Below are 23,547 nucleotides of genomic sequence, written 5' to 3' on the forward strand. Positions count from 1 at the left end.
TGTTTACCAAACTTAACCATTTCTATCATTTTTTACAAGGATTAGAGTGTATTAAATTTTTACAAATTTGTTAATCAGTAAGCATTGCTATCTACAGCCTTTCAATGATACCGGCTATTCCCTGGCCACCACCTACACAGGCTGTAACCATGCCGTATTTTTTCCCAGAGCGCTTAAGATCGTTCAGTGCCTGTATGGTTAGTTTAGCACCAGTGCAACCTAAAGGATGGCCCAATGCAATTGCCCCTCCATTGGGATTCACTTTTTCCGGGTCTAAACCAGCTTCCCTTATAACAGCAATAGATTGCGAAGCAAAGGCCTCGTTCAATTCAATGGTATCTATATCTCCAAGGCTCATATTGGCTTGCTTTAAAACTTTGGGAATAGCAGCCACAGGACCAATTCCCATTATTCTTGGTTCTACTCCGGCAGAGGCGCAGGCTACCAACCTGCCAATGGGTGTAAGACCTAATTGCTTTACCAATTTCTCACTCATAACAATTACAAAGGCAGCTCCATCGCTTGTCTGGGAGGAATTCCCGGCGGTTACACATCCCCCGGCAGCAAATGCAGGCTTTAATTTGGCCAGGACCTCCAGCGAAGTATCTTTCCTGGGGCCTTCATCAACAGCAACTGTGAAGTTCCTTTTCTGCTTTTTACCCTTGACATCCAAATACACCTCTTCTACTTCCATAGGCAAAATACCTTCCTGCAAATAGCCTTTTTCAATGGCATTGATCGCCTTTTGATGGGACTTATAGGAGAATTCATCCTGGTCCTCCCTGCTTACCTTATATTGCTTAGCCACTTCTTCAGCAGTAAGACCCATACTTAAATAATAATCAGGATCCTCCTTAGCTATGGCGTAAGAAGGAACAGTTTTCCATCCGGCAGTTGGCACCATGCTCATGCTTTCTGTACCTCCGGCAATGATACAGTCAGCCATCCCCATACGGATCTTTGCCGTAGCTATTGCAATAGTTTCCAGGCCTGAAGCGCAATACCTGTTAACGGTCATCCCCGGCACATCAAAACTTACGGCCCTTGCTGCAATGATACGTCCCACCTGCAAACCCTGTTCTGCCTCTGGCACAGCATTGCCAACTATCACATCATCAATTAAATTTTTATCCAGTTGAGGCACCGAGGCCAATAAACCTTTTATCAGGTTTATAGCCAGGTCATCTGGCCGATAGAACCTGAAACCCCCTCTCTTTGCCTTACCTACTGCGGTCCTGTATCCAGCTACTATATAAGCTTCCTGCATAATTGAAGATTAAACTTAAAAGTACACAATTTGTGTTTTAGTTGCATCAACAACCAATTTGCCTATTCAAAATATCCTCAATTACTATCTTCGCTCACCCATGTACAAGATCCTCAGGCGCCTTTTATTTCTATTTTCTCCTGAAACAGCTCATTCTATTTCGATGAAATTGTTGAAAATGGCCTGTTCAGTACCATTTTTAAGAAGTCATTTTAAAAGCTATTTCGCTGCTCCCCAAAAAGAGATCAAACTTTTAGGATTGAATTTTAAAAACCCTATTGGTCTGGGTGCGGGCTTTGATAAAAATGCGGAATATTTAAGAGAACTGGAGGTTTTGGGTTTTGGTTTTGTTGAGATTGGAACTGTTACTCCCAGGCCACAGCCTGGTAATGATAAGCCGAGGGTTTTTCGTCTTCCGGCAGACCAGGCACTGATCAATAGAATGGGATTTAATAATGATGGCGTACAGGTAATTGCTGAACGATTAAAACAATGGAGACATGCCGAATCCAATTCAAATAAAAAAACTGCATTCCTTATAGGCGGCAATATTGGCAAAAACAAGGTAACCCCAAATGAAGAGGCTTGGAAAGACTATGAGATCTGTTTTACTGCATTACATCCCTATGTTGATTTTTTTGTAGTAAATGTGAGTTCTCCCAATACACCAGGGTTAAGAGAATTGCAGGAAAGAGATGCCCTAAAGAAGATATTGATACACCTGCAGTCCTTGAATAAAAACTTTGCTGTAGTCAAACCCATATTACTTAAAATTGCTCCAGACCTTTCCTGGTCACAACTGGATGATGTAATTGACCTTGCCACTGAAATCAATCTGGATGGTCTTGTTGCTACCAACACAACTATTGGAAGAGATAATCTTACGACACCAATGGAACGCATCCAATCAATAGGACCAGGAGGCTTAAGTGGAAAGCCATTGAAAACTAGGTCAACTGAAGTCCTGGAATATATCATGGAAAAAACAAACGGAAGTATTCCTGTTATTGCCAGTGGTGGAATCTTTACAGGAGCAGATGCCAATGATAAAATAAATGCCGGCGCTTCATTAATGGAAGTTTGGACAGGCTTTATTTATGAAGGTCCGGTTATTGTTAAAAAGATTTGTAAGTCATTATAACGAAACATTCTAACGCATTCATGGAACATCTATTCACAACCGAAAGCCTGGTAAGTTTTATTGTCCTGGTCATATTAGAAGTGGTGCTTGGAATTGACAATGTAATATTTGTCAGCATCATCATTAACAGGCTGAAAAATGAGAACCAAAAAAAGGCACGCCGGGCCTGGATGGTATCGGGCATCATTATCAGAAGTATATTATTAATGGGATTAAGCTGGTTATTATCACAAAAAGGTAAACCGCTATTCTCATTGTTTGGTAAAGGCTTTGACCTGGCGAGTCTTGTAATGCTTGTGGGAGGTTTGTTCCTGATCTATAAATCAGTAAAGGAGATACATGGCAAGCTGGAAGGTGAGGACCATGAAGATTACAACGCAAAACCTGTACACCTTTCACTTGCCCAGGGCATTGTGCAGATCATGCTGGTTGATACCGTATTTTCTTTCGACAGTGTAATAACAGCAGGAGGAACCGCCAAATATGTGCAAATCATGATAGCCGCTGTTATTATTGCTATGATCATCATGTTCTTATTCAGTCCCAAAATATCTTCTTTCATACACAAGCATCCTACACTTAAGATGCTTGCACTATCCTTTCTTGTTATGATAGGTTTGAGTCTTGTTATAGAAGGCTGGGATTCAGAAAGCGCAGACCAACTGCACCTGAAGAATTACATCTATTTTGGCATGGCCTTCTCTTTCCTTGTAGAAGTATTGAATATGACCATGCGCAAGAAATCGGCTAAAAGAAAGGTGGTAAAATTACACGAACCTGTATTGAATGATGAGGGACCCATTGATTCGGATTCAGCTCATTAATGCGTAATACAAAGTAGGGTTGCAGCAACAAGTCCGGCGGTTTCTGTTCTCAACCTGGTTTCGCCAAGGGCAACAGGCACATAATCTTTTTCAAGGGCTTGTGTTATTTCACTGGTTGTAAAATCACCTTCAGGTCCTATTAATATAATGATTGAAGTATTTTCTTCCCCGGAAAAGTTACCTGGCAAAGATCTTTTATCGCTTTCTATGCAATGCGCAATGAACTTGTGGGCATAACCAGTTTCAAGTAATACCTGGTCAAATTTTATTGGTTCATGCAATAGGGGCAACCAGGTTTGCTGCGACTGCAACATGGCACTAACCACGATATTATTCATCCTGTCAAACCGAAATTTTTCCTTTTCAGTTCTATCACAGATCAATGGAAATATTTCACTAACACCTATTTCTGTCGCTTTTTCAAGAAACCATTCAAACCGTGCGGAGTTTTTAATAATTGAAATACCAACTGAAATTTTTCTCTGTCGTGGCACATCTATTTCAGTTGATAAAACATCCACTACACATTTTTTCCTGTTGTCATCAACAATTTCAGCAATCACTTTTTTACCTTTTCCATCTGTAAGAAGCAACTCCTCACCTCTTTTCATTCTCAACACAAGCACCACATGCTTTGAAGTGTCTTCATCCAGTATGATAGACTTACTATCCAGGTTTGCAACATAAAAAAAAGGCAGGGCCATACTGCGAAGAAAATTGATTTTTATTATAAAATATTGAATGGTAATTCCGGTAATAAAAAAAGCTCCCGGGAGGAGCTTGTATAATGGAAAAGTTAGTAACTAAAATGGATCTTCATCGTCGGGAAGGTCATTCATTTTGCTTCCTGTCTGGATGAACATTCTTGCGCCTCCATTGCCATCATTGCCAGATACCGGCTTAAAATTAGAAGGCATGTTAAAGGAACCATAATCATTGCCTCCGCCATCTTCCACAAATTTTTGAATATGGAGCAGGGCCCTGAGTTTGATCGTTTCCAAAGAACCATTCCGGTGCTTGGCTATACGAACGTGTGTTTCACCCCTGTTGTTATCACCCATTTCATCTTGCGTGATATCATAGTATTCCGGGCGGTACAGGAACATTACCATGTCGGCATCTTGTTCAATGGCTCCCGATTCCCTTAGGTCACTTAACTGGGGCATCTTGTTGCCATCTTTTCTTTTTTCCACCTCACGACTTAACTGGGATAGTGCAATGATGGGAACCTGCAGTTCTTTTGCCAAACCTTTTAAGGACCTGGATATCGTTGAGATCTCCTGTTCGCGGTTGGAGTTCCGCTCACCCGTGCCACTCATTAGCTGCAAATAATCGATAATGATCAAACCGATATTAGCTGTATTCTTCAGACGACGGCATTTGGCCCTTAATTCAAAGATGTTCAATGCAGCTGTGTCATCAATGTAAATAGGTGCCTGTGCCAGCCTTTGAATACCCTTGGCATACAACTGTTTCATTTCATGCTCCTCCATCTTTCCCCTGGAAATCTTTTCCAGGTGGATCTCACTTTCCGCAGAAAGAATACGTTGAACCAGCTGCCCGGCACTCATTTCCAATGAAAACAGGGCTACAGGTGTCGATTTGGTGGCATGTAAGGCTGCACTACGCGCCAGGTTCAGGGCAAAAGCTGTTTTACCTACCGCGGGACGCGCAGCAAGGATAATAAGGTCAGTGCTTTGCCATCCATAGGTTACCCTGTCCAAAGAAGGGAATCCGCTGGGCACACCGGTAATATCTTCGTTCTTATGTCTCAGATCCTCAATACGTTGTATGGTCTTTACCAATACAGAATCGATGGATTCGTAGTTGTTCTTTAAGTGGTTGCTGGTCACTTCATACATTTTGCTTTCAGCCTGGTCCAACAGGTCAAAAACATCGGTACTGTCCTCGTAAGCGTCTGAAATGATCTCCCCGCTTATACGAATCAGTTCTCTTTGTATGAATTTTTGTAAGACGATCCTGGAGTGCGCCTCGATGTTAGCCGAAGAAACAACGGCATTTGTAAGCTTGGTCACATAATAAGGACCACCAACAATATCCAGTTCTTCCTTAAAGCGAAGCTCTTCAACAACAGTTAAAATATCTATGGGCTGGCTTTTATTGGCCAGGCTTTGCATGGCTTTGTAGATGCGTTGATGTGCATCCACGTAAAAACATTCCGGCTTCAGGATCTCTATTACTGCATCAAATGCACCCTTTTCCAGCATGATCGCTCCCAGCACCGCCTCCTCCAGGTCCTTGGCCTGGGGTGGCACCTTTCCGTAGATCATTGTGCTGAGATCTAACGGGGTTTTTCTTCTGTTCTTTTTATCCCGATTGAGGTTAGTAAGATCCATATTTCAAGTTCGTCAAAAAGTTAAACCATTGATTTTTTCGATCAATGACCTATAGGGGCTTTCAATTAGTTTGGCTTTTATTAATTTATTGTTATCAGATTATTATCTGAAGGGTCCCAGTAAGTCAGACGGCGAATATAAATGCAGGCATAAGTACTAAAATCATTTTTTCGATGAATATTTTAATTCACAGAAAATTCATCCAACATTCACATTAATATACCGCTTATGCACATGGAATACCAATATATCCACAAATTTGGATTTTTTTACGCAGCTTTCAGAAGCTTGTGCACAAGTTTTGTCAAGAAATATATTGGTAAAAACATTTGGTGGTATCGTTGAAACTACAGAATGGACTTTTACGTCAGGTTGCCCCTTTTATCCCATTTAATTATATACTATTTCACCCAATGGTTACGGAGAAGAACATAACCAAATCCCTGTGTGTGAAACTTTATTATGCAAAACTTTTGACAGGGAAGTTAGAATAGATGTAAGACACGATCCTTTACTATCTATGAAAAACAATAACCATAAATAATTATTGACATGGCCGTTGAAAAGATCCTTTGATCCCATCATTATTTTACCCAGTTCATAAAGAAGTGAAATGTATTTTATAGCCCAACCCTTCAATTGATTATATAAAGAACGGTCAATACATGTTCGAATTCTATGAATGCAACCAGATGACTGCCATACACTTCCAGGCTACTTCTATATAATACCCTATTTTACTCGTTGAGTCTTCGTTGTTTCCCCGTACTTAAGCCGTTCATCAACGGGGAAACAACGGAAATACAACGGGGTTACTACGGGGATACAACGGGGATGAAATCCTGTAACATGGGTTATACATAATTGTTGGTAATAATTTGCTGGCTTGTTCATGTTAATGACAAATGTGGATTGGCAATAACAATTCCGGCCCAGTCTTATCTTTGCCGACCTACAATTTATTATAATGACTATTTCATATAAATGGCTAAGTGAATATTTGCCTGTCCCTGTTGACCCGGAACGCCTATCCAGGATCCTGACCTCAGTAGGTCTTGAGGTAGAAAAGATGGAACAGTTTGAAGAAATAAAAGGCGGATTAAAAGGATTGGTGATCGGTGAAGTTTTATCATCAGAACAACATCCCAATGCTGATAAATTAAAGCTAACTAAAGTTGGTATTGGTGCGGCAGATCCATTGCAAATAGTTTGCGGAGCGCCCAACGTTTCCGCCGGCCAAAAAGTGGTAGTAGCCACAGTCGGCACTACTATATATCCTTCCACTGGTGAACCCCTGACCATGAAGGTGGCCAAGATTCGGGGGGTGGAAAGCTACGGGATGATATGTGCTGAGGATGAAATAGGCATGGGCACATCCCATGCAGGAATAATGGTGCTGCCGGCAGATGCTAAAGTTGGTACTACGGCAGAACAATATTTTCAACCTTTCAGTGACATCATATATGAAATAGGGCTTACACCAAACCGTATGGATGCCATGAGCCATTGGGGAGTTGCCCGGGATGTATGTGCCTACCTGTCACACCATGATAAAAAAGAACTGAAGCCTGTATTGCCAAAAAACAATTTTAAGGTAGATAACCCTGCGCTGGCTATCGATGTAAAAATTGAAAATAACGAAGCATGCAAAAGGTATTCAGGGGTATGTCTTTCCAATGTGCAGGTGAAAGAATCACCCAAATGGCTGCAGGAAAGATTAAAAGCCATAGGCCTCAGGCCTATCAACAATATAGTTGATATTACCAACTTTATTCAACATGAAACGGGACAACCGCTGCATGCTTTCGACTATGATAAGATAAAGGGCCATAAGGTTGTTATAAAGACCATGAAGGAAGGAACTTTGTTTACAACACTTGATGAAAAAGAAAGAAAGTTGAATGCTGAAGACCTGATGATCTGCGATGCAGAAGATCCTATGTGTATTGCAGGTGTGTTTGGCGGATTGTATAGTGGCGTCACCAATGAAACAACCAATATTTTCCTCGAAAGTGCCTACTTCGATCCAGTATTTATCCGCAAATCATCATTTAGACATGGCTTACGTACGGATGCAGCCACGAGGTTTGAAAAGGGTATAGATATTTCTAATACAGTCAATGTTGTGAAGAGAGCGGCTATGTTGGTTAAAGAGATAGCAGGTGGTCTTGTTTCTTCGGACATTATTGATGTATACCCTGATCCTCAACCAAAACCGCAGATATCAATCAAATACCATTATCTTAAAAAATTAAGTGGTAAGAATTACCATCCAGATACAGTCAAAAATATTTTACAAAGCCTGGGATTTACGCTGGAAAGAGATAGCATGGATACCTTGACCGTTGCTGTTCCTTACCATAAACCCGACGTTTCCCTGCCTGCTGACCTTGTGGAAGAAGTATTGCGCATAGACGGTCTTGACAATATTGATATCCCAACAACGATAAGCATTTCTCCTTCCATTGAAGAAAACTACAGAGGCGAAATAATAAAAGAGAAGATCTCGAATGTATTAACAGGATTAGGATTTACAGAGATCCTGACCAACTCCATTACCAATGCTGCTTATTTTTCACCTGAGGAATTAAAGAATGTTGTCAGGTTGTTGAATAATTTAAGCAGCGAACTGGATATAATGAGACCTTCCATGCTCCAAACCGCCCTGGAAGTAATATCATTCAATACCAACAGGAAAAACAATAACCTCCGCTTATTTGAATTTGGAAAAACTTATTCCACATCCGGGGTAGGGAAATATAATGAACAAACACACCTTTCCCTATACCTTACAGGACAACTAGTCGAAACACAATGGAAACAGGGTAATGCATCTTCAGATATTTTTTACCTGAAAGGAGTGGTTAGTTCCCTGCTTTCAACCCTGGGTGTAAAAACAGATTCTTTTGAAACTGTAACAAGCAATGAACTGGATGCTGGCATTGCTGCATTTTATAATGGTGAAAAAGTTGCGGAGTTAGGAACAGTGCGTAGTGAACTGATATCTAAATTTGACATCAAACAAACTGTATTCTTTGCTGATCTTTTTTGGGATACTATAATAACGCAAGGCAATAAAAAAGTTCAGTTCAAAGAGATATCCAGGTATCCCTCAGTTGAAAGAGACCTTGCGCTGGTGGTACCAAAATCCATGAAATACCAGGATATAAGTGAGCAGTTAACCAAACTCCGTTTGAATAAACTGCAGCAGGTACGTTTATTTGATGTGTTTGAAAGTGAAAAGCTTGGAAAAGATAAAAAGTCAATGGCTATCAACCTCACATTTATGGATGAAGAAAAAACATTGACGGATAAGGAAATTGATTCCTGGATGAGTAAGATCATGACTATCTTAGAGAAGGAGCTTAATGCTGAAGTAAGAAAATAAATCTTCATCCATGACCATTGACCAGCAATTCACCATCATCAATGAAAAGTTGCAGCAACTGCTGAAACAATACAGCCGTTTGCAAAAGGAGAACGAAAGGCTCAAAGTTGAAATAACTGAAGCTAAGCAAAAGGAAATTTTGACCGTGCAGAAGCTGGATGAAATGCAACAACAAATAACCATTCTTAAAGTTGCTTCGGGAGAATTAACTGAAAAGGACAAAAAGGAATTTGAAAAGAAGATCAACCAGTATATCAGGGAAGTGGATAAATGTATTTCCTTCCTGAGCGAATAAAACTAGCTTTTGTTTATAAAGCTTTTCGCGTTGCCCATAGCAATAAACCAGTTTAAATACACGCACAATTAATAAGAAACCATGAGCGAAGAATTGATCCCCCTGAATCTTTTAATTGGTGATCGCACGTACAGGGTAAGGGTTCAGCCGAAAGATGAAGAGGTGGTGCGCAAGACAGTGAAAACGATCAATGATAAAATGATCGAGTTCAAAACTCATTTTGCAGGTAAAGACATGCAGGATTATATCGCAATGGTTTTGGTATGGTTTGCAACAGAACAAAATGCATCTATTTCCAATGTGGTGAATATGGATAATGTCAGCAGCCGGTTGCAAACACTGGAAAAAATGATCGATGGCTATATAGAACCCTCTTAAAATAAGAAAGCCACCCTTTGGAGCGGCCTCTTACTGTATAAATCAACTGATATTGTTACAGGATCTCGCTTAATTTCTTTTCAAGTTTATCCCCATTCAGGTTTTTGGCAATGATCTTACCCTGCGGATCGATCAATACATTCTGAGGGATGGCCCTGATACCATATTGTTTAGCTGCTTCATTATCCCAGAATTTCAGGTCACTTACATGATTCCAGGCCAGGCCGTCATCATGAATAGCTTTCATCCATTTGTCCTTAGCATTAGGACGGTCGAGAGAAACACCTAAAACAGTGAAGTTTTTATCCTTAAACTTATTAAACGTTCTTACAACGTTAGGATTTTCTGCCCGGCAGGGACCACACCAACTGGCCCAGAAATCAACCAACACATATTTGCCTTTAAATGAAGAAAGTGCTACAGGATTACCCAGGGTGTCATTTTGAGTAAAGTCCATAGCATAACTTCCTACGGCTGTTTTCTTAGCAATATCTATCAGGTCTTTCAGGGATTTGGCAGATGCCCTTTGCTTCTGGGCTGCAGGTAATGAATTAAACAAAGGCTCAACCTTCACCGGGTCAATTTCCCAGCCTGCATACTGCTGCAAGGCATATAAGGCCAGAGGAGATGATGGATTCTGGTGTAGGAATGATCCAAAAACCTTTTCCCTCATTTGCTCATCCGCTTCATTGATCTTTTCTTCAAGTTTAGACATCTCTTCCTTATTATTTGCCTTCTTGGCCACCCCATATTCATCATATAATTTATTCAGGGCCGGGCTGAATTCCTCCTGGTCTTTTTGCAGTTTTTCCAAATCTGCCTGTCCTGCAGAACCTGAAACCTTATTGTTTTTGATTGAATCCTTGGCCTTGATCTCAATTTTTGTTGGCTCCAGGAAAAAGCTCATGCCCTGTTGTTTGGCCCTTTCTTCACCGGGTTGTTTTACATATTTTACAGTCAGCATAGCTACCGTAGGTTCACTTACTGTACCCTTGAAAGTAAACTCTCCATCAGTAAGAGTAGAACTGTCTCTATTATAATTGTCACCATCACGGTATCCAAAATAAACCTTATCCACTGGCTTAAAAGACTCCAGTTTGCCTTTCACTTTAAATCCTCCGACGGGTGCCTGGGCAAAAGAAGATGCTGGTATTAAAAGAAATAAGAAGAGTTTCTTCATTTTATAATATTTATATATGCAATTTTAAAAAAATGATCAGACAATTGATCACCGTTTATCCATAAAGGTTTGTTAGTACTTTAAATAGTGCCGGTTTTGTATCTTCGCCATCTACCGCTAAAAAGCGGTATGACAACTTATTATACATATATCAACCACCAAATTTTTAAAACCCTGAAAAATGGACCTCAATATAATTACACTCATCATAGCTGTAGTGGCCTTAGTGGCCGGTATTATAGCGGGTAAATTCATATTTGCCCAGGACACGCGCAAGAGAATCGATGAAGCAGAATTACAGGCACAATCACTCGTTAAGGAAGCCCAACTAAAAGCTGATACCTATAAAAAAGAAAAAGAACTGGAGGCTAAGGAAAGATTCGTTCACCTAAAGTCGGAACATGAAAAAGAGGTGATGGAACGCAATCGAAAGGTTGTGGAGGGTGAGAACAGGATCAAGCAAAAAGAACTTACCCTGAATCAAAAAACGGAACACCTTGAGCGCCAGATCAAAGAGAATGACGCCATTAAACAAAATCTTAACCGCCAGATAGAGGTGGTCAATACCCGCCAGGCCGAACTGGAGAAACACCAGGAAGAGCATACCCGCAGGCTTGAAAAGATCTCCGGACTCACTGCAGAAGAAGCTAAATCCCAATTAGTGGAAAGCCTGAAACAGGAAGCCCATTCCCAGGCTCTTGGCCTGCAACAGGAGATCATTGATGAAGCCAAGCAAAAAGCAAATAAAGAAGCCCGCAAGATCATTATACAAAGCATTCAAAGAACCGCCTCTGAACAGGCCATTGAAAACGCCATTACTGTTTTCAATCTGGAAAGTGATGAGATCAAAGGCCAGATCATTGGAAGGGAAGGAAGGAATATCAGGGCCATTGAGGCTGCCACAGGTGTTGACCTTATAGTGGATGACACTCCCGAGGCAATTGTGCTTTCATGCTTTGATCCATTACGCCGGGAAATCGCCCGTCTAAGCTTACAAAGGTTGGTATCCGACGGTCGTATTCACCCTGCACGTATTGAAGAAGTAGTTGAAAAGACCCGCCGCCAACTGGAAGAGCAGGTAATGGAAATCGGTGAAAGGACAGTGATTGAGCTGGGCATACATGGTTTGCATAAAGAATTGATAAGAATTGTAGGTAAAATGCGATTCCGCTCTTCTTACGGTCAAAACCTGCTGATGCACAGCCGCGAAGTAGCTAACCTTTGTGCTGTTATGGCTTCTGAACTTGGATTGAACCCCAAACTTGCCAAAAGAGCAGGATTATTACACGATATAGGTAAAGTGCCAGATGAAGAAACAGAACTGAGCCACGCATTGCTGGGAGCCAAGTTGGCTGAAAAGTATGGTGAGAATCCTGCCATTGTGAACGCCATTGGTGCGCACCACGATGAAATGGAAATGCAATATGTGATCTCACCAATCGTACAGGCCTGCGACTCTATCAGTGGTGCACGTCCGGGTGCCCGCAGGGAGATCATGCAGCAATACCTGCAAAGGATAAAAGAATTAGAGAACCTGGCGCAGGCTTACAATGGGGTTGAAAAGGCATACGCTATACAGGCTGGCCGTGAATTGAGGGTGATTGTGGAAGCAGATAAGGTTTCAGACCAGGATAGCGAGAAACTATCGTTTGAGATAGCCCAAAAGATCCAGACCGAAATGACCTACCCTGGCCAGATCAAGGTAACTGTAATCAGGGAAAAAAGAGCAGTGAACGTAGCGAGGTAAAAAATACTTAGGGAGAAAAAAGTTAAAACTGAGCTTTCAATTCAGCAATTGGGCTCAGTTTTTTAATTTTTGCTTTCCTGTTTTGACATTTCTCCCTTACCTTTGCCTCCCGAATTTTTCGGGATTTAAAATTTTGAGTTATGAACGCTGCAATTGCCTACGTACACGAACAATTAACAGGCAAAAAGGAATTTCCTAAGTTTAAAGCCGGTGACAACGTTACTGTTAACTATAAGATCATTGAAGGTAATAAAGAAAGAATCCAGTCTTTCCGTGGTGATGTGATCAAACTTCAGGGTGAAGGTGCAACAGCTACTTTCACTGTACGTAAGATCTCTGACGGCGTGGGTGTGGAAAGGTTATTCCCTTTTTTCTCTCCAAACGTTGAATCAATCATAGTGAATAAATCAGGCCGTGTTCGTCGTGCCAAATTGTTCTACCAGCGTGGAAGAAGCGGTAAGAGCGCAAGGATCCAGGAAAAGAAAAGAGCAATTGAAACAGCATAAAATCGTTAATCTTTTTAAAAAAGCGGAAGTCGAACCTTCCGCTTTTTTATTGCATTAAAATCTTAGCTACCTTGCTGTCATCTTTATTTCTAATACCTTTGTATTCTTAATTCTTCATTTAATAAATCCATTTTATGGGCCCTCTAGGTTTTAATGAAATCCTGATCATCCTATTGATCGTATTGTTATTGTTTGGTGGTAAAAAAATTCCCGAACTGATGCGTGGTCTTGGTCGTGGAATGCGTGAATTCAATGATGCAAAAAATAACGTACGCCGCGAGATTGAAGAAGGCATGACAGAAAAGGAACGCCCGGCCAACACAACAGCGAGCACTCCATCTAATTCTTCCCAATCTTAATTCTTCACCCTTAACCATTTACGCACAAGGTTTAGGTGACCAATTACCAATCTATTGAAGAGTATCATGACCGTTTAAAAACCGGTCAAACTTCTTGTAAACAGGCAGTTCAACACTGCCTTTTTTTAATTGACCAATTCAGTGGACTTAATTCCTTCGTGGAGGTTTTTGCTGAAGAAGCCTTAGCGCAAGCTGAATTGCTTGACAGCCAGGTGATCAAAGGCAGGCTTCATGGAGTCGTTATTGGTATAAAAGATAATATCTGCTATAAAGACCATATGGTCACAGCTGCTTCCAATATACTGGATGGATTCACGTCGCTTTATTCTGCCACTGCGGTGGAACGTTTGCTGGGTGAAGGTGCCATCATCATAGGAAGGCAAAACTGTGATGAATTTGGGATGGGTTCAACCAATGAAAATTCAACTTATGGTCCTACACTACATCCAGATGATCCCAACCGGGTGCCAGGTGGATCTTCGGGAGGTAGTGCTGTGGCTGTAAAAAAAGGAATGTGCATGGCCTCTCTGGGAAGTGATACGGGTGGATCTGTCAGGCTACCTGCAGATTATTGCGGAGTGGTTGGACTAAAACCAGGTTATGGAACTGTATCAAGACATGGATTGTTAGCCTACGGTTCTTCATTTGATCAAATAGGCATATTGGCCAACAATGTTGCGGATGCAGCCACTATACTGGAAGTGATATCCGGCCCGGATGATTTTGACAGTACTGCTTTACCGGTTAAACATGTTAAAGCAGATCTGACTAAGCAGGAAGAAAAATTCAGGATTGCTTACTTTCCGGAATGGATAGATCATCATTCCATTGATCCCGAGATCTCGTCTCAGATAAGGAATTATATAGAGAAACTTAAAGAAATGGGACATGAAGTGAAACCTGTTTCTTTTGACCTTACAGAGTATATTGTTCCTACCTATTATATATTAACAACCGCCGAAGCCTCGTCCAACTTGTCACGTTATGATGGCATCAGGTATGGAAAGTCAGCTGGGGAAACCGAAGACCTTGCCAGTTTTTACAGGTCAAACCGGGCCCAGGGGTTCGGTAAAGAAGTAAAACGGCGAATTATGTTGGGAACTTTTGTGCTGAGCTCAGGTTATTACGATGCCTATTTCACCAAAGCTCAACAAGTTAGGCAAAAATTATATCAACAAACTACGTTGATATTCAATGAATTTGATTTCTTCCTCGCTCCCAATGCACCTACAATTGCTCCTCATGTAGGAGAGAAAAACAAGGATCCCCTTGCTATGTACATGGGGGATATTTTTACTGTTTTTGCCAACCTAACTGGTATTCCAGCCATTAGTTTACCAGTATTTAAACATTCCTCTAACCTTCCTTTTGGACTCCAGGTAGCTGCGGCAAGTCAGAATGAGGTATCTTTGCTACGCTTTACGCATCAACTGATGCAACAATAAAGGCGAGTAAGGAAACCGTGTGATTTGACTCATCCCGTAAAATTTTGTGATGAACAAACTTTTATTGTTGGCTACCATTCTTCTCATGAGCCTGACTATACAGAGCCGTGGTGCCATACATTCTCTTTCAACCGAAATTAAAAGATCGATAGCTGCCTATGAGGATTCCACTATTAAGGTCCAGGCTGTTAATGATCCTAAAAATGCATTTAAGAACCTCTTTGAAACTGAAACCGCCAGTGGTATCAACATCACACGGTTAAATCCTAAAGCAATCAGCTTTGTGCAGGATTATATTGAAGACAATGGCGCCCGGCTGAACAGAATGAAATCCTGGGGTAAGCCTTATTTTGATATGATCGGTTCTGTATTCAGTGAACGAGGATTGCCTATTGAATTGAAATACCTTTCAGTTATTGAATCAGATCTAAAATCATCTGCCACTTCATGGGCTGGCGCTGTGGGTCCCTGGCAATTTATGCCGCAGACAGCAAAGGATTATGGATTAAAGATCACCCATAATAAAGATGAACGTCGGGATTATTATAAAAGTACCAATGCGGCAGCGAGGTACCTCTCTGACCTGTACGATATTTATAATGACTGGCTACTGGTAGTGGCTGCTTATAATTGCGGAGCTGGTAATGTCAATTCAGCCATTCGCAGAAGTGGAAGCCATAATTTCTGGGATCTGCAATACTACCTTCCGGCAGAATCAAGAAATCATGTTAAAAAGTTTATTGCCACGCATTATATCATGGAAGGTGATGGAGGCTTAACGACTATTACCAAAAAAGAAAGGGAGAATTTAACTCCTGAACAGGTCATTACTGATCCTACGGCTTCAGTACTTACCATCAGTGGAAAGTATACAGCTTTTGCTATAGCCAATGCCATTGGTATGAATATCTCAGATTTTAATAAGCTAAATCCAAACTTTGATAAATCAATTGCAGGTAATGGCACTTATGATATGCGTTTACCTGCGGAAAAGACAACTGTATTCCAGCAAAACAAATCACAAATTCTGGAGCAATCAGTACGTATGATGCTTGCAGAATCATCAAGATAATAACTGGCAAATTAATTATTATATTAGAGAATGCAGGAGATACCCCTCCTGCATTTTTAATTAAGTAAATCTGGTGGGGGTGACAGTATAGCCTTGATGGCCATAGCTTTCAATAAACACTCCTCCCACTCTTTTTCCGGATCACTGTAAAAAGTAATTCCTGATCCTACCTGGTAAGATAGATATTGTTCAGTAGCGTTATACATGATGCTGCGAATCACCACATTAAAATCAAAATCCCCATTTGGTTTAAAATAGCCCACTGAGCCTGAAAATATGCCACGGCTCTGTTCTTCGTAAATATCAATGAGCTGCATAACCTTGTACTTGGGAGCACCTGTCATGGAACCCATGGGGAAACAGGCTTTCAGTATTTCGGAAAAAGACAATTTTTCCTGCAGCTGGCCACTAACTGTAGAAATCATTTGATGTACCTGCGGAAATGAATAAATCCCAAAAAGCTCTTCCACCTTTACAGAGTCTTCAATACAAATTTTAGAAAGATCATTGCGCACAAGGTCCACAACCATAACATTTTCTGACTGATCCTTCTGGCTTTGTTTTAATTCTTCTTTCAAATTCTCATCTAACGATTCATCCTGTAGCTCCCGCCGGATTGTCCCCTTTATAGGCTGTGATATAATCTTATTACCAGTTTTTTGCAGGAACCTCTCAGGACTCGCACAAAGCAGGTATTTATCATTCAAGCGGTAAAATGCGGAAAAAGGATTGGGAGACAGGTCAACCAGTTTCTGGTATACGCTAAAAGGCTCGAGTATACAATTTTCAGCATACAATTCCTGGCAAAAATTAATCTCGTAGCAATCTCCTCTAACTATGTGTTCCTGCAGTTCCCTGATTTTATTTATATAGTCCTCCCTGCTTAACTTTTGCAAGATCTCCGGTGCCGCAATCTCCTTTGGTTCAAATACTGGTTCATTAAGTATGGCATTGTAGATAGCCTTCGGATCATCCGCATAGATAGTAATGTTAGTTTCTGTAAGAACTAAAACCTGTTTGGGTACAAAAAAATAAAGCGGCGGGAACCCGATGCGGTCAATCTTTGTAGAAGAAAAATGATGTAATACGTTCTTCAGGTCATAAGACAAATGACCAAATACCCAATGCGGGCTACGCTCAAGAAAGGCATTTACAGCATTAAGGTCTGTAGATGAAATATGATCCTTTTGTCCAGTAGCCAGGAGGCATTCATACTGATGTGATTCATCAGCATATTGTTGATTGTCCAGGAAACAAAAAATGTTGAACTGGCTGGCCCAGCTCAACATTTTTTTCTTCACTTGAACTACATCACCAATGGGAAAGGTGTAGTTGTTCAGTGTGTTTATTTTATGCAATGAAATTAAAAATCATCGTCTTCGTCATCAAAGCTTTCTGAATCATTGAAAAGATCCAGGTCTTTGAAATCTTCAGTGTCTTCCACCTTAAAATCTTCCTCTTCCTCAGCTTTAGATCCACCTTTGCCTTTTCTTGATTTTGGAAGATCAAACTCTTCAAAATCAGGATCCCATTCATCATCATCTTCCTCAGCACCATCTATGTCATCATCCTCATCCTCATCATCATCGTCACTAACCTTCTTGGAAGATTTCTTAGGTGCTACATCTTCATCATCCAGGTCCTCATCATCTTCTACTTTTTTGGTTTTGGATGTGCGGCCTTTTGCCTGTGCTACTATCGTCTCGAACAAGGTTTCTGAGGTATTCTCCTCGGTTAAAATAACTGCCATAACATAATTTGATTGCGCTGTAAAATTTGGGCTAAGATTTTAAATCGCCAAATTTTGAAAAAAGATTTTTTTACCTGTTGATTATACTCAATATAGTTTCACGATCTGGTCTCTTCCGGGACCATTTGAAATATAATGAACTTTTGCCTGCAGGTTACTATCAATAAAATCTATATAAGTTTTCATCTCGGCTGGTAAGCTCTGAACCTGCTTGATCTGCGTTGTATCCATCTTCCATCCTTTAAAAGTTTGGTAGTTGGGTTCAATCTTACATTGCGTCATTTGAAAAGGTACTTGTTTGGTTTCCTTTCCATTTACGTTATACGAAGTACAAATATTCAGATCATCAAAAGCATCCAATACGTCTGCCTTGGTCATCACGATCTGGGTAACACCATTCAACATGCAGGCATAATTCAATGCCACAAGGTCCATCCAGCCACAACGACGGGGTCGCCCTGTAGTAGCACCGAATTCATGACCGATCTTACGAAGCTTTTCCCCTGTTTCATCTTCGAGTTCTGTTGGAAAAGGTCCGCTTCCTACACGGGTACAATAGGCTTTGCTAACACCTATTACTTCGCCAATAGTTTGTGGCGCTACACCCAGACCGTTACACACACCTGCAGAAATAGTATTGGAAGAAGTAACAAAGGGGAACGTTCCGAAGTCTATATCCAGCATACTTCCCTGGGCACCTTCGGCCAAAACCTTTTTACCCTTTGAAATATGGTCATTAATAAAATACTCACCGTTTACAATATTCAGGGTCTTAAGGAATTCGACAGCATCAAAAAATTCCTCTTCCCAGGCTGAGATCTCTTCATTGAAATTATAATTGTCCAGTAATTTCTGGTGTTTCAATCTCAGCTTGATGTAAGAAGTTGTAAAACTCTTATGCAACAGGTCACCGACCCTAAGACCATTTCTTCCTGTCTTATCCATATAGGCTGGGCCAATACCCTTTAAGGTAGAGCCAATCTTATCATTTCCTTTCGACAATTCTGCTGCTTTGTCTAGGGCACGGTGCGTTGGCAGAATCACATGCGTACGTTCAGAGATAAAGAGATTTTGTTTGACGTCAACTCCAAAAGATGCCACAGTTTCACATTCTCTTCTTAAGGTAACCGGGTCAAGTACAACACCATTTCCAATCAGATTGATGGTTCCCTGGTGAAAAACACCGGAAGGTATCTGGTGTAACACGACCTTTTTATTCTCTTCGCCTACGTAAAGCGTATGTCCTGCGTTCGGACCACCCTGGAAACGGGCTATGATATCATACTTTGAAGCAAAATAATCCACTATTTTACCCTTTCCCTCATCACCCCATTGAAGACCAAGAATTACGTCAACCATAAAATATTTTATATAAATAGTAAAGCGAGGCAAAAGTAATTGAACGCTCCTAATAGGGAAAATAAAAAAAGCCTCCCGGAAAGGAGGCTTTTAAAAATTATAAAGGCTTTATTCATTGGCAGGTATAGGGAATTGTATCCATACATCATCACCTGGCCTGTCGATAGGCAATTGATTCAATAGGTTATATCTCCTCAGATCGATCCATCTATGCCCTTCCCCAAACAGGGAATACCTGCGTTGCTTTAATATTTCTGTGATCAGGCTATTGGTATCATTACCCCCGGCATAAGGGCCTAATCCGGCAGAAGACCTTATCCGGTTGATGGCTTTAACAGCTTCAGCAGGATCGTTGGTTTGTGCTTTCACTTCTGCATAGATCAATATTAATTCCTCGTTACGAATAATAGGAATTGGGTCTATGTTGGATTTATAGAGAAAAAAATCATAATTACTTTTCAGATCATCCTGGAAAGCTTCGGATGTGCGCAATAGTGTTTTGTTTGTAACTCTCTTATCTCCTGCTTCCGCATCAGTAATAAAACGTGGCTGCACTACCCTTGTTTCCCCACTTGAGTTTGGCGGAAAAAACATGGCATTCAACAGATCGCCACCTGCAATAGAATACATATGATAAACACCAGCATTCAAATCACCATTGAGATCCAAAAAAGATTCCTGTAATGCGGTGTTGGCAGCCGCCCAATCCTGCTTGTATATATAAACCCTGGCTGCTAATGCCCTGTTGAATTTGGAAAATTCAGCTGCTTTTTGGGAATATAATGTAGTATGAAAGGGAAAATCAGCCACATTGTTCTTTAAATCCGTATTTGCTTCATTCAATAGGTTGATGATTGCATCTATACCTTGCTCCCGGCTCAGGAATGGTCCCAAATGGTCTGGGTCTTTAACATCTACACGAAGCCCGTTATTGTATAACAAATTGGAGATCAAAAGATATTGGTAGGCCTGGACTGTTTTTGCATAGGCTATACCGGCCTTGCGCTGATCGCTTGTTATAGGTGCCTTTGTATTTGTCAGGGCATCTATAAGAATATTGGCATTTTTGATGGCCCTGTACCTGGCAGCAAATGGATTGGTGATATAAAAAGTATTACTATCTAATTTGGCAGTTCCTTTGCCTAACAGGTCTGAAGTAAACCTTGGATCAGAAGTTGAAAATCGATAATATTCTCTTCCAATCACACTTACATCATCGTAATAAAAATTCATGTTGATCCTGATACCCGCCTCTGTTCCATCTACCAGGTTTTGAATTTCACTGAGTGTTCCCTTAGCAGCTATTGCAGAAGGACTGGGATTGTTGGGATCCTGGATAGGTTCAACTTTACAGGAATAAATAAGGATAACCACAAAAACTAACCTAATGATCATCCTGTTTTTAATTGATAAGATTTTCATGATTGAGTTAGTTTAAGGTTTAAAAATTTACGGTTAGCGTGAAGTGGTAGCTTTTTGATGATGGATAGGGCGTCACTTCCACATTGCTTGATATGGCATTGGAGCCAAAATTGGAAACCTCGGGATCATAACTGCTGTAATTAAATATATTGATCAGGTTCCTTGCTGAAACACCCACTTTTACATCAGCAACATTCTTAAAAAGATGTTTAGGGATCTTATAAGTAAGGCCTAATTCACGCACCCGGAAATAACTGGCATCTTCTACCCATGGTCTTGCCGTGGTGCCAAGTGCAGCTAAACGAAATTTCCCATTTGTCAATTGTTTTGCAGGGTCTAATGTCATGTCATCATAATCGGGTGAGGTTCCAAAAATATCAGACAACAGTGTGCTTAGGTTTATATTATCCCCACCTTTTTTCCAATGCATCAATACGCTTAATTCAAAATTTTTATAAACAAGATCCTGGTAAGAGGATAAATTAAAATCGGGTTCGCCATCGCCATAAACAGCAACACCTGATTGAGGATCTACTTTATCAGAAGGTCCCCCGATGCCTACTATCTGTGTTGGACTTTTATCCTTTTCAATCCTATACGTTCCCAATGTTGCACCGAAAGCGCCGGTATTAAATGCAGGCACATCCAAACGTGTCACTTTGGCTTTATTCTTCCAGAAAGCAGCCGTAAAATTCCATTGAAGGTCTTTAGTTAAAACTGGTGTAGCATTTAAAGCCAATTCAACACCCTGGTTGCGAATAGCCGCAACATTTTTCCAGGCGAAGGAAAAACCTGAGGAGGTGGCTACCGCCACATTAAATATAAGGTCCTGCACCGTTTTCCTGTAATAGGTTGCTTCCAGTGAAACCCGGTTGTTCAATGCACCTATATCAAATCCACCCTCCAATTCCTTTTGTCGTTCAGGCACCAGGGCTTCATTACCCCGTGTTGTTGTGATCAAAGAACCTGTAGATCCTCCAAATACCGCTGAAACCAGCGGAGAATAAATGGCTCCAAATGGTGCAAAGTTCCCGGACTCTCCATATGCTGCTCTCAGTTTTAATTGACTTATTGTAGACGCATTCCAGGAAGAAAGTTTATGTAGGTTGATGGCCAGCGCGCCTTTAGGATAATAGTACAATTTATTAGCATCTCCATTACGGGATGACTTATCACCCCTCATGCCCAGGGTTAATAAAACCAGGTCCTTGTAGTTCATTTCCTCCTGTACAAAAAAGCCCCTGTCTTTCTGGATCGTTTTTGCTTGCTGCACTTCTATAGCACTTGCCTGGTTTAAATTGGTCTGAGTTCCTATTAGCTGAGTTGCTGTATTGACCACATTATCCTGGTCAAGATTTTCTGCAGTCAAACCAGCCTGCGTGATGAAATCAAAATCCCCGGATAATTTAAAATTATGCACTAATATGCCTGCGAAATTGGTGCTCTTATCAAGCGTTGTACCGTAGATGGAAGCACCGTTGGTACCATTTCCATCCTTTTCAAATTGTAGTTCTCTTGGAAAGAGTGCAATGGTATTTAAAGTATAATTATCCAATCCTGCACGTGCAATGAACCGTAGGCTGTGCTTTGAGAAATTAAATATCTTCCAGGTGGCAGTACCCCCTAAAAGAATACGGTCCACGTGTTCCCTGTTAGTCATCAGGTCACGTGTTTGAATAAAATTGGAAGGAGCAAAAGGATTATTGGGATAGTTGCCTTTTGCATCCGGGTAAAGATTCACCCATGAGGGTGTTGACACAAATGAAACACCTAAAGTGGTGCTGGTATTATCATTGTTAAAGAATCCCCTGTCCGCATTGGAAGTAACATAATTTGCACTGAAATTGGCATCTATGAAACTGGTAACTTTCTGATCGAGATTCAATCTTACGGAGGTTTTTTTATATCCTGTACGCTTCACAATGCCTTCATCATCCTTTCGTGTAAAACCAGCATAATAAGTAGTGCTTTCATTTCCGCCGCTGACACTTACCCTGGTATTATTCATTAACCCTTTGTTTCCAAACAATTCCTTTTCATAATCATATATTTGACCGTTTGCTCCCCGGAATAATGGAACGGCACTTGCGCCATATGATGCGAGCACTTTATCCTCCGTCCACTGTCGTTGTCCCAGTTTTTTAAGCTGCATCTGCACCCCTATAGAATGGGAAAGCTCTATGCGTGGCTTGCCTGATCTACCTCTTTTGGTGGTGATCAACACCACACCTGCAGCAGCACGGGAACCATAAATGGCAGCAGCAGATGCGCCTTTTAAAATTTCAATACGGTCGATGTCTTCAGGATCCAGGTCCGCAATCCGGTTAGAGGGATTGTCCTGGAAATTTGTATTTCCCTGGCCGGCTGCTTTGGAGATGGAATTCAAACCGGGGTTGATACTTGAATTATCATAATACACTCCATCAACAATAAACAGGGGTTGAGAATTGGCAACCAATGAAGTGATACCTCTTAACTTGATGGAAATCCCACCTCCTGGTGCACCAGAATTAGCAGAAATATTAGAACCGGTGAACTTGCCATACAGAGCTGCATCCATTGTAGGTTGTACGGTTGTACCTACCAGTTGCTTAGAGGTAATGGTTGAAACAGCATTACCGAGGTTACTCCTTCGAACAGAACTGGCCAAGCCCGTAACCACGATTTCATCCAGTTTGCCAACATCTTCTTTCATCCTTATCACAAAATTCTCTCCCACTTCTTCAACAGGAACTGTTTGCCGTGCTAGACCCACATAGGTAAACTCCAGTGTGCCTGTTTTTTTAGATATCACCAGGCTAAACTTTCCATTAGCATCGGTGCTCGTAGCAACGAAAGAATTAAGGTGTATGACACTAACCCCTGGTAAGGGATTATTGGTTGCATCTGTAACTGTTCCAGAAATAGTGAACTGTGCTAAACAAAAAAAAGGCAATAGAACATTACAGAGCAAAAAGAGAAGGTTGATTTTCTTGCTCATAACAAAAGTTTTGATTGAAACGACAGTAATAACAGCCGCCAACCAGGCCAAATACCCGGCTATCTTTTGTATGGCAA

At 41.0% G+C, this 23,547-nt stretch carries 19 protein-coding genes; 10 read left to right on the forward strand and 9 right to left on the reverse strand.

Annotation, left to right across the window (positions count from 1 at the left end; all coding sequences use genetic code 11):
* Window positions 1–91 precede the first annotated feature (91 nt).
* Complete coding sequence (locus BP74_RS17895) at window positions 92–1,267, reverse strand: acetyl-CoA C-acyltransferase (protein ID WP_496376208.1); 1,176 nt, start codon at window positions 1,265–1,267, stop codon at window positions 92–94.
* A 100-nt stretch (window positions 1,268–1,367) separates the two neighbouring features.
* On the opposite strand from BP74_RS17895, the gene BP74_RS17900 reads away from it, so the two are divergent.
* Both BP74_RS17900 and BP74_RS17905 read left to right on the forward strand, forming a co-directional pair.
* Window positions 1,368–2,408 carry a quinone-dependent dihydroorotate dehydrogenase gene (locus BP74_RS17900; protein WP_496376210.1) on the forward strand — a complete coding sequence of 347 codons (1,041 nt, stop codon included), beginning with the start codon at window positions 1,368–1,370 and terminating at the stop codon, window positions 2,406–2,408.
* Window positions 2,409–2,428: 20 nt separating this feature from the next.
* Window positions 2,429–3,232, forward strand: a complete 804-nt coding sequence (locus tag BP74_RS17905; RefSeq protein ID WP_496376212.1) for a TerC family protein — start codon at window positions 2,429–2,431, stop codon at window positions 3,230–3,232.
* On the opposite strand, the gene BP74_RS17910 is transcribed toward BP74_RS17905, so the two are convergent.
* Window positions 3,229–3,936 (reverse strand): RsmE family RNA methyltransferase, encoded by a 708-nt coding sequence (locus BP74_RS17910; RefSeq protein ID WP_496376214.1) that lies wholly within the window; start codon window positions 3,934–3,936, stop codon window positions 3,229–3,231. The genes BP74_RS17905 and BP74_RS17910 overlap by 4 nt on opposite strands.
* Before the next feature lie 99 nt (window positions 3,937–4,035).
* The gene (gene dnaB / locus BP74_RS17915) at window positions 4,036–5,589 is read right to left on the reverse strand and encodes a replicative DNA helicase (RefSeq protein ID WP_496376216.1); all 1,554 of its coding nucleotides are present in this window, start codon (window positions 5,587–5,589) and stop codon (window positions 4,036–4,038) included.
* A 967-nt stretch (window positions 5,590–6,556) separates the two neighbouring features.
* Between dnaB and pheT the strand changes: the two genes are divergently transcribed.
* From pheT to BP74_RS17930, 3 genes are all read left to right on the forward strand, one after another.
* On the forward strand, window positions 6,557–8,977 hold the full coding sequence (gene pheT / locus BP74_RS17920) for a phenylalanine--tRNA ligase subunit beta (protein ID WP_496376218.1): 2,421 nt from the start codon (window positions 6,557–6,559) through the stop codon (window positions 8,975–8,977).
* A 10-nt stretch (window positions 8,978–8,987) separates the two neighbouring features.
* Window positions 8,988–9,272, forward strand: a complete 285-nt coding sequence (locus BP74_RS17925; RefSeq protein WP_496376220.1) for a hypothetical protein — start codon at window positions 8,988–8,990, stop codon at window positions 9,270–9,272.
* A gap of 81 nt (window positions 9,273–9,353) precedes the next feature.
* Window positions 9,354–9,650 (forward strand): cell division protein ZapA, encoded by a 297-nt coding sequence (locus BP74_RS17930; protein WP_496376222.1) that lies wholly within the window; start codon window positions 9,354–9,356, stop codon window positions 9,648–9,650.
* A gap of 55 nt (window positions 9,651–9,705) precedes the next feature.
* Here the strand turns inward: BP74_RS17930 and BP74_RS17935 are convergent, their stop codons facing one another.
* The gene (locus BP74_RS17935) at window positions 9,706–10,830 is read right to left on the reverse strand and encodes a redoxin domain-containing protein (RefSeq protein ID WP_496376224.1); all 1,125 of its coding nucleotides are present in this window, start codon (window positions 10,828–10,830) and stop codon (window positions 9,706–9,708) included.
* 181 nt (window positions 10,831–11,011) lie between these two features.
* Between BP74_RS17935 and rny the strand changes: the two genes are divergently transcribed.
* From rny to BP74_RS17960, 5 genes are all read left to right on the forward strand, one after another.
* Window positions 11,012–12,577: a ribonuclease Y gene (rny, locus tag BP74_RS17940; protein ID WP_496376226.1), complete on the forward strand. Its 1,566-nt coding sequence runs from the start codon at window positions 11,012–11,014 to the stop codon at window positions 12,575–12,577.
* Between the two features lie 140 nt (window positions 12,578–12,717).
* Complete coding sequence (gene rplS, locus BP74_RS17945; protein WP_072834208.1) at window positions 12,718–13,083, forward strand: 50S ribosomal protein L19; 366 nt, start codon at window positions 12,718–12,720, stop codon at window positions 13,081–13,083.
* A 134-nt stretch (window positions 13,084–13,217) separates the two neighbouring features.
* Window positions 13,218–13,442: a Sec-independent protein translocase subunit TatA/TatB gene (locus BP74_RS17950; RefSeq protein WP_496376228.1), complete on the forward strand. Its 225-nt coding sequence runs from the start codon at window positions 13,218–13,220 to the stop codon at window positions 13,440–13,442.
* Window positions 13,443–13,477: 35 nt separating this feature from the next.
* On the forward strand, window positions 13,478–14,887 hold the full coding sequence (gene gatA, locus BP74_RS17955) for an Asp-tRNA(Asn)/Glu-tRNA(Gln) amidotransferase subunit GatA (RefSeq protein ID WP_496376230.1): 1,410 nt from the start codon (window positions 13,478–13,480) through the stop codon (window positions 14,885–14,887).
* A 49-nt stretch (window positions 14,888–14,936) separates the two neighbouring features.
* Entirely contained in the window at window positions 14,937–15,959 is a 1,023-nt protein-coding gene (locus tag BP74_RS17960; RefSeq protein WP_496376232.1) for a lytic transglycosylase domain-containing protein, read from the forward strand.
* Window positions 15,960–16,015: 56 nt separating this feature from the next.
* On the opposite strand, the gene BP74_RS17965 is transcribed toward BP74_RS17960, so the two are convergent.
* The 5 genes from BP74_RS17965 to BP74_RS17985 all read right to left on the reverse strand — a co-directional run bounded on the left by BP74_RS17965 (window position 16,016) and on the right by BP74_RS17985 (window position 23,470).
* Window positions 16,016–17,317, reverse strand: a complete 1,302-nt coding sequence (locus tag BP74_RS17965) for an anthranilate synthase component I family protein (protein ID WP_496376234.1) — start codon at window positions 17,315–17,317, stop codon at window positions 16,016–16,018.
* Between the two features lie 5 nt (window positions 17,318–17,322).
* On the reverse strand, window positions 17,323–17,709 hold the full coding sequence (locus BP74_RS17970) for a hypothetical protein (protein WP_496376236.1): 387 nt from the start codon (window positions 17,707–17,709) through the stop codon (window positions 17,323–17,325).
* 87 nt (window positions 17,710–17,796) lie between these two features.
* Window positions 17,797–19,068 carry an adenylosuccinate synthase gene (locus BP74_RS17975; RefSeq protein WP_496376238.1) on the reverse strand — a complete coding sequence of 424 codons (1,272 nt, stop codon included), beginning with the start codon at window positions 19,066–19,068 and terminating at the stop codon, window positions 17,797–17,799.
* A 108-nt stretch (window positions 19,069–19,176) separates the two neighbouring features.
* On the reverse strand, window positions 19,177–20,490 hold the full coding sequence (locus BP74_RS17980) for a RagB/SusD family nutrient uptake outer membrane protein (RefSeq protein ID WP_496376240.1): 1,314 nt from the start codon (window positions 20,488–20,490) through the stop codon (window positions 19,177–19,179).
* 19 nt (window positions 20,491–20,509) lie between these two features.
* Window positions 20,510–23,470 (reverse strand): SusC/RagA family TonB-linked outer membrane protein, encoded by a 2,961-nt coding sequence (locus BP74_RS17985; protein ID WP_496376242.1) that lies wholly within the window; start codon window positions 23,468–23,470, stop codon window positions 20,510–20,512.
* Between the last annotated feature and the right edge of the window lie 77 nt (window positions 23,471–23,547).

Source organism: Flavisolibacter ginsengiterrae DSM 18136 (assembly GCF_059568575.1).

Bases quoted from the DNA above. Each gene is read 5' to 3' on its own strand.
- BP74_RS17925 (WP_496376220.1), top strand. From the start codon at position 8,988: ATGACCATTGACCAGCAATTCACCATCATCAATGAAAAGTTGCAGCAA.
- BP74_RS17985 (WP_496376242.1), bottom strand. From the start codon at position 23,470: ATGAGCAAGAAAATCAACCTTCTCTTTTTGCTCTGTAATGTTCTATTG.
- BP74_RS17910 (WP_496376214.1), bottom strand. From the start codon at position 3,936: ATGGCCCTGCCTTTTTTTTATGTTGCAAACCTGGATAGTAAGTCTATC.
- pheT (WP_496376218.1), top strand. From the start codon at position 6,557: ATGACTATTTCATATAAATGGCTAAGTGAATATTTGCCTGTCCCTGTT.
- rny (WP_496376226.1), top strand. From the start codon at position 11,012: ATGGACCTCAATATAATTACACTCATCATAGCTGTAGTGGCCTTAGTG.
- BP74_RS17930 (WP_496376222.1), top strand. From the start codon at position 9,354: ATGAGCGAAGAATTGATCCCCCTGAATCTTTTAATTGGTGATCGCACG.
- BP74_RS17935 (WP_496376224.1), bottom strand. From the start codon at position 10,830: ATGAAGAAACTCTTCTTATTTCTTTTAATACCAGCATCTTCTTTTGCC.
- BP74_RS17975 (WP_496376238.1), bottom strand. From the start codon at position 19,068: ATGGTTGACGTAATTCTTGGTCTTCAATGGGGTGATGAGGGAAAGGGT.
- BP74_RS17960 (WP_496376232.1), top strand. From the start codon at position 14,937: ATGAACAAACTTTTATTGTTGGCTACCATTCTTCTCATGAGCCTGACT.
- rplS (WP_072834208.1), top strand. From the start codon at position 12,718: ATGAACGCTGCAATTGCCTACGTACACGAACAATTAACAGGCAAAAAG.
- BP74_RS17900 (WP_496376210.1), top strand. From the start codon at position 1,368: ATGTACAAGATCCTCAGGCGCCTTTTATTTCTATTTTCTCCTGAAACA.
- dnaB (WP_496376216.1), bottom strand. From the start codon at position 5,589: ATGGATCTTACTAACCTCAATCGGGATAAAAAGAACAGAAGAAAAACC.
- BP74_RS17895 (WP_496376208.1), bottom strand. From the start codon at position 1,267: ATGCAGGAAGCTTATATAGTAGCTGGATACAGGACCGCAGTAGGTAAG.
- BP74_RS17970 (WP_496376236.1), bottom strand. From the start codon at position 17,709: ATGGCAGTTATTTTAACCGAGGAGAATACCTCAGAAACCTTGTTCGAG.
- BP74_RS17950 (WP_496376228.1), top strand. From the start codon at position 13,218: ATGGGCCCTCTAGGTTTTAATGAAATCCTGATCATCCTATTGATCGTA.
- BP74_RS17980 (WP_496376240.1), bottom strand. From the start codon at position 20,490: ATGAAAATCTTATCAATTAAAAACAGGATGATCATTAGGTTAGTTTTT.
- BP74_RS17905 (WP_496376212.1), top strand. From the start codon at position 2,429: ATGGAACATCTATTCACAACCGAAAGCCTGGTAAGTTTTATTGTCCTG.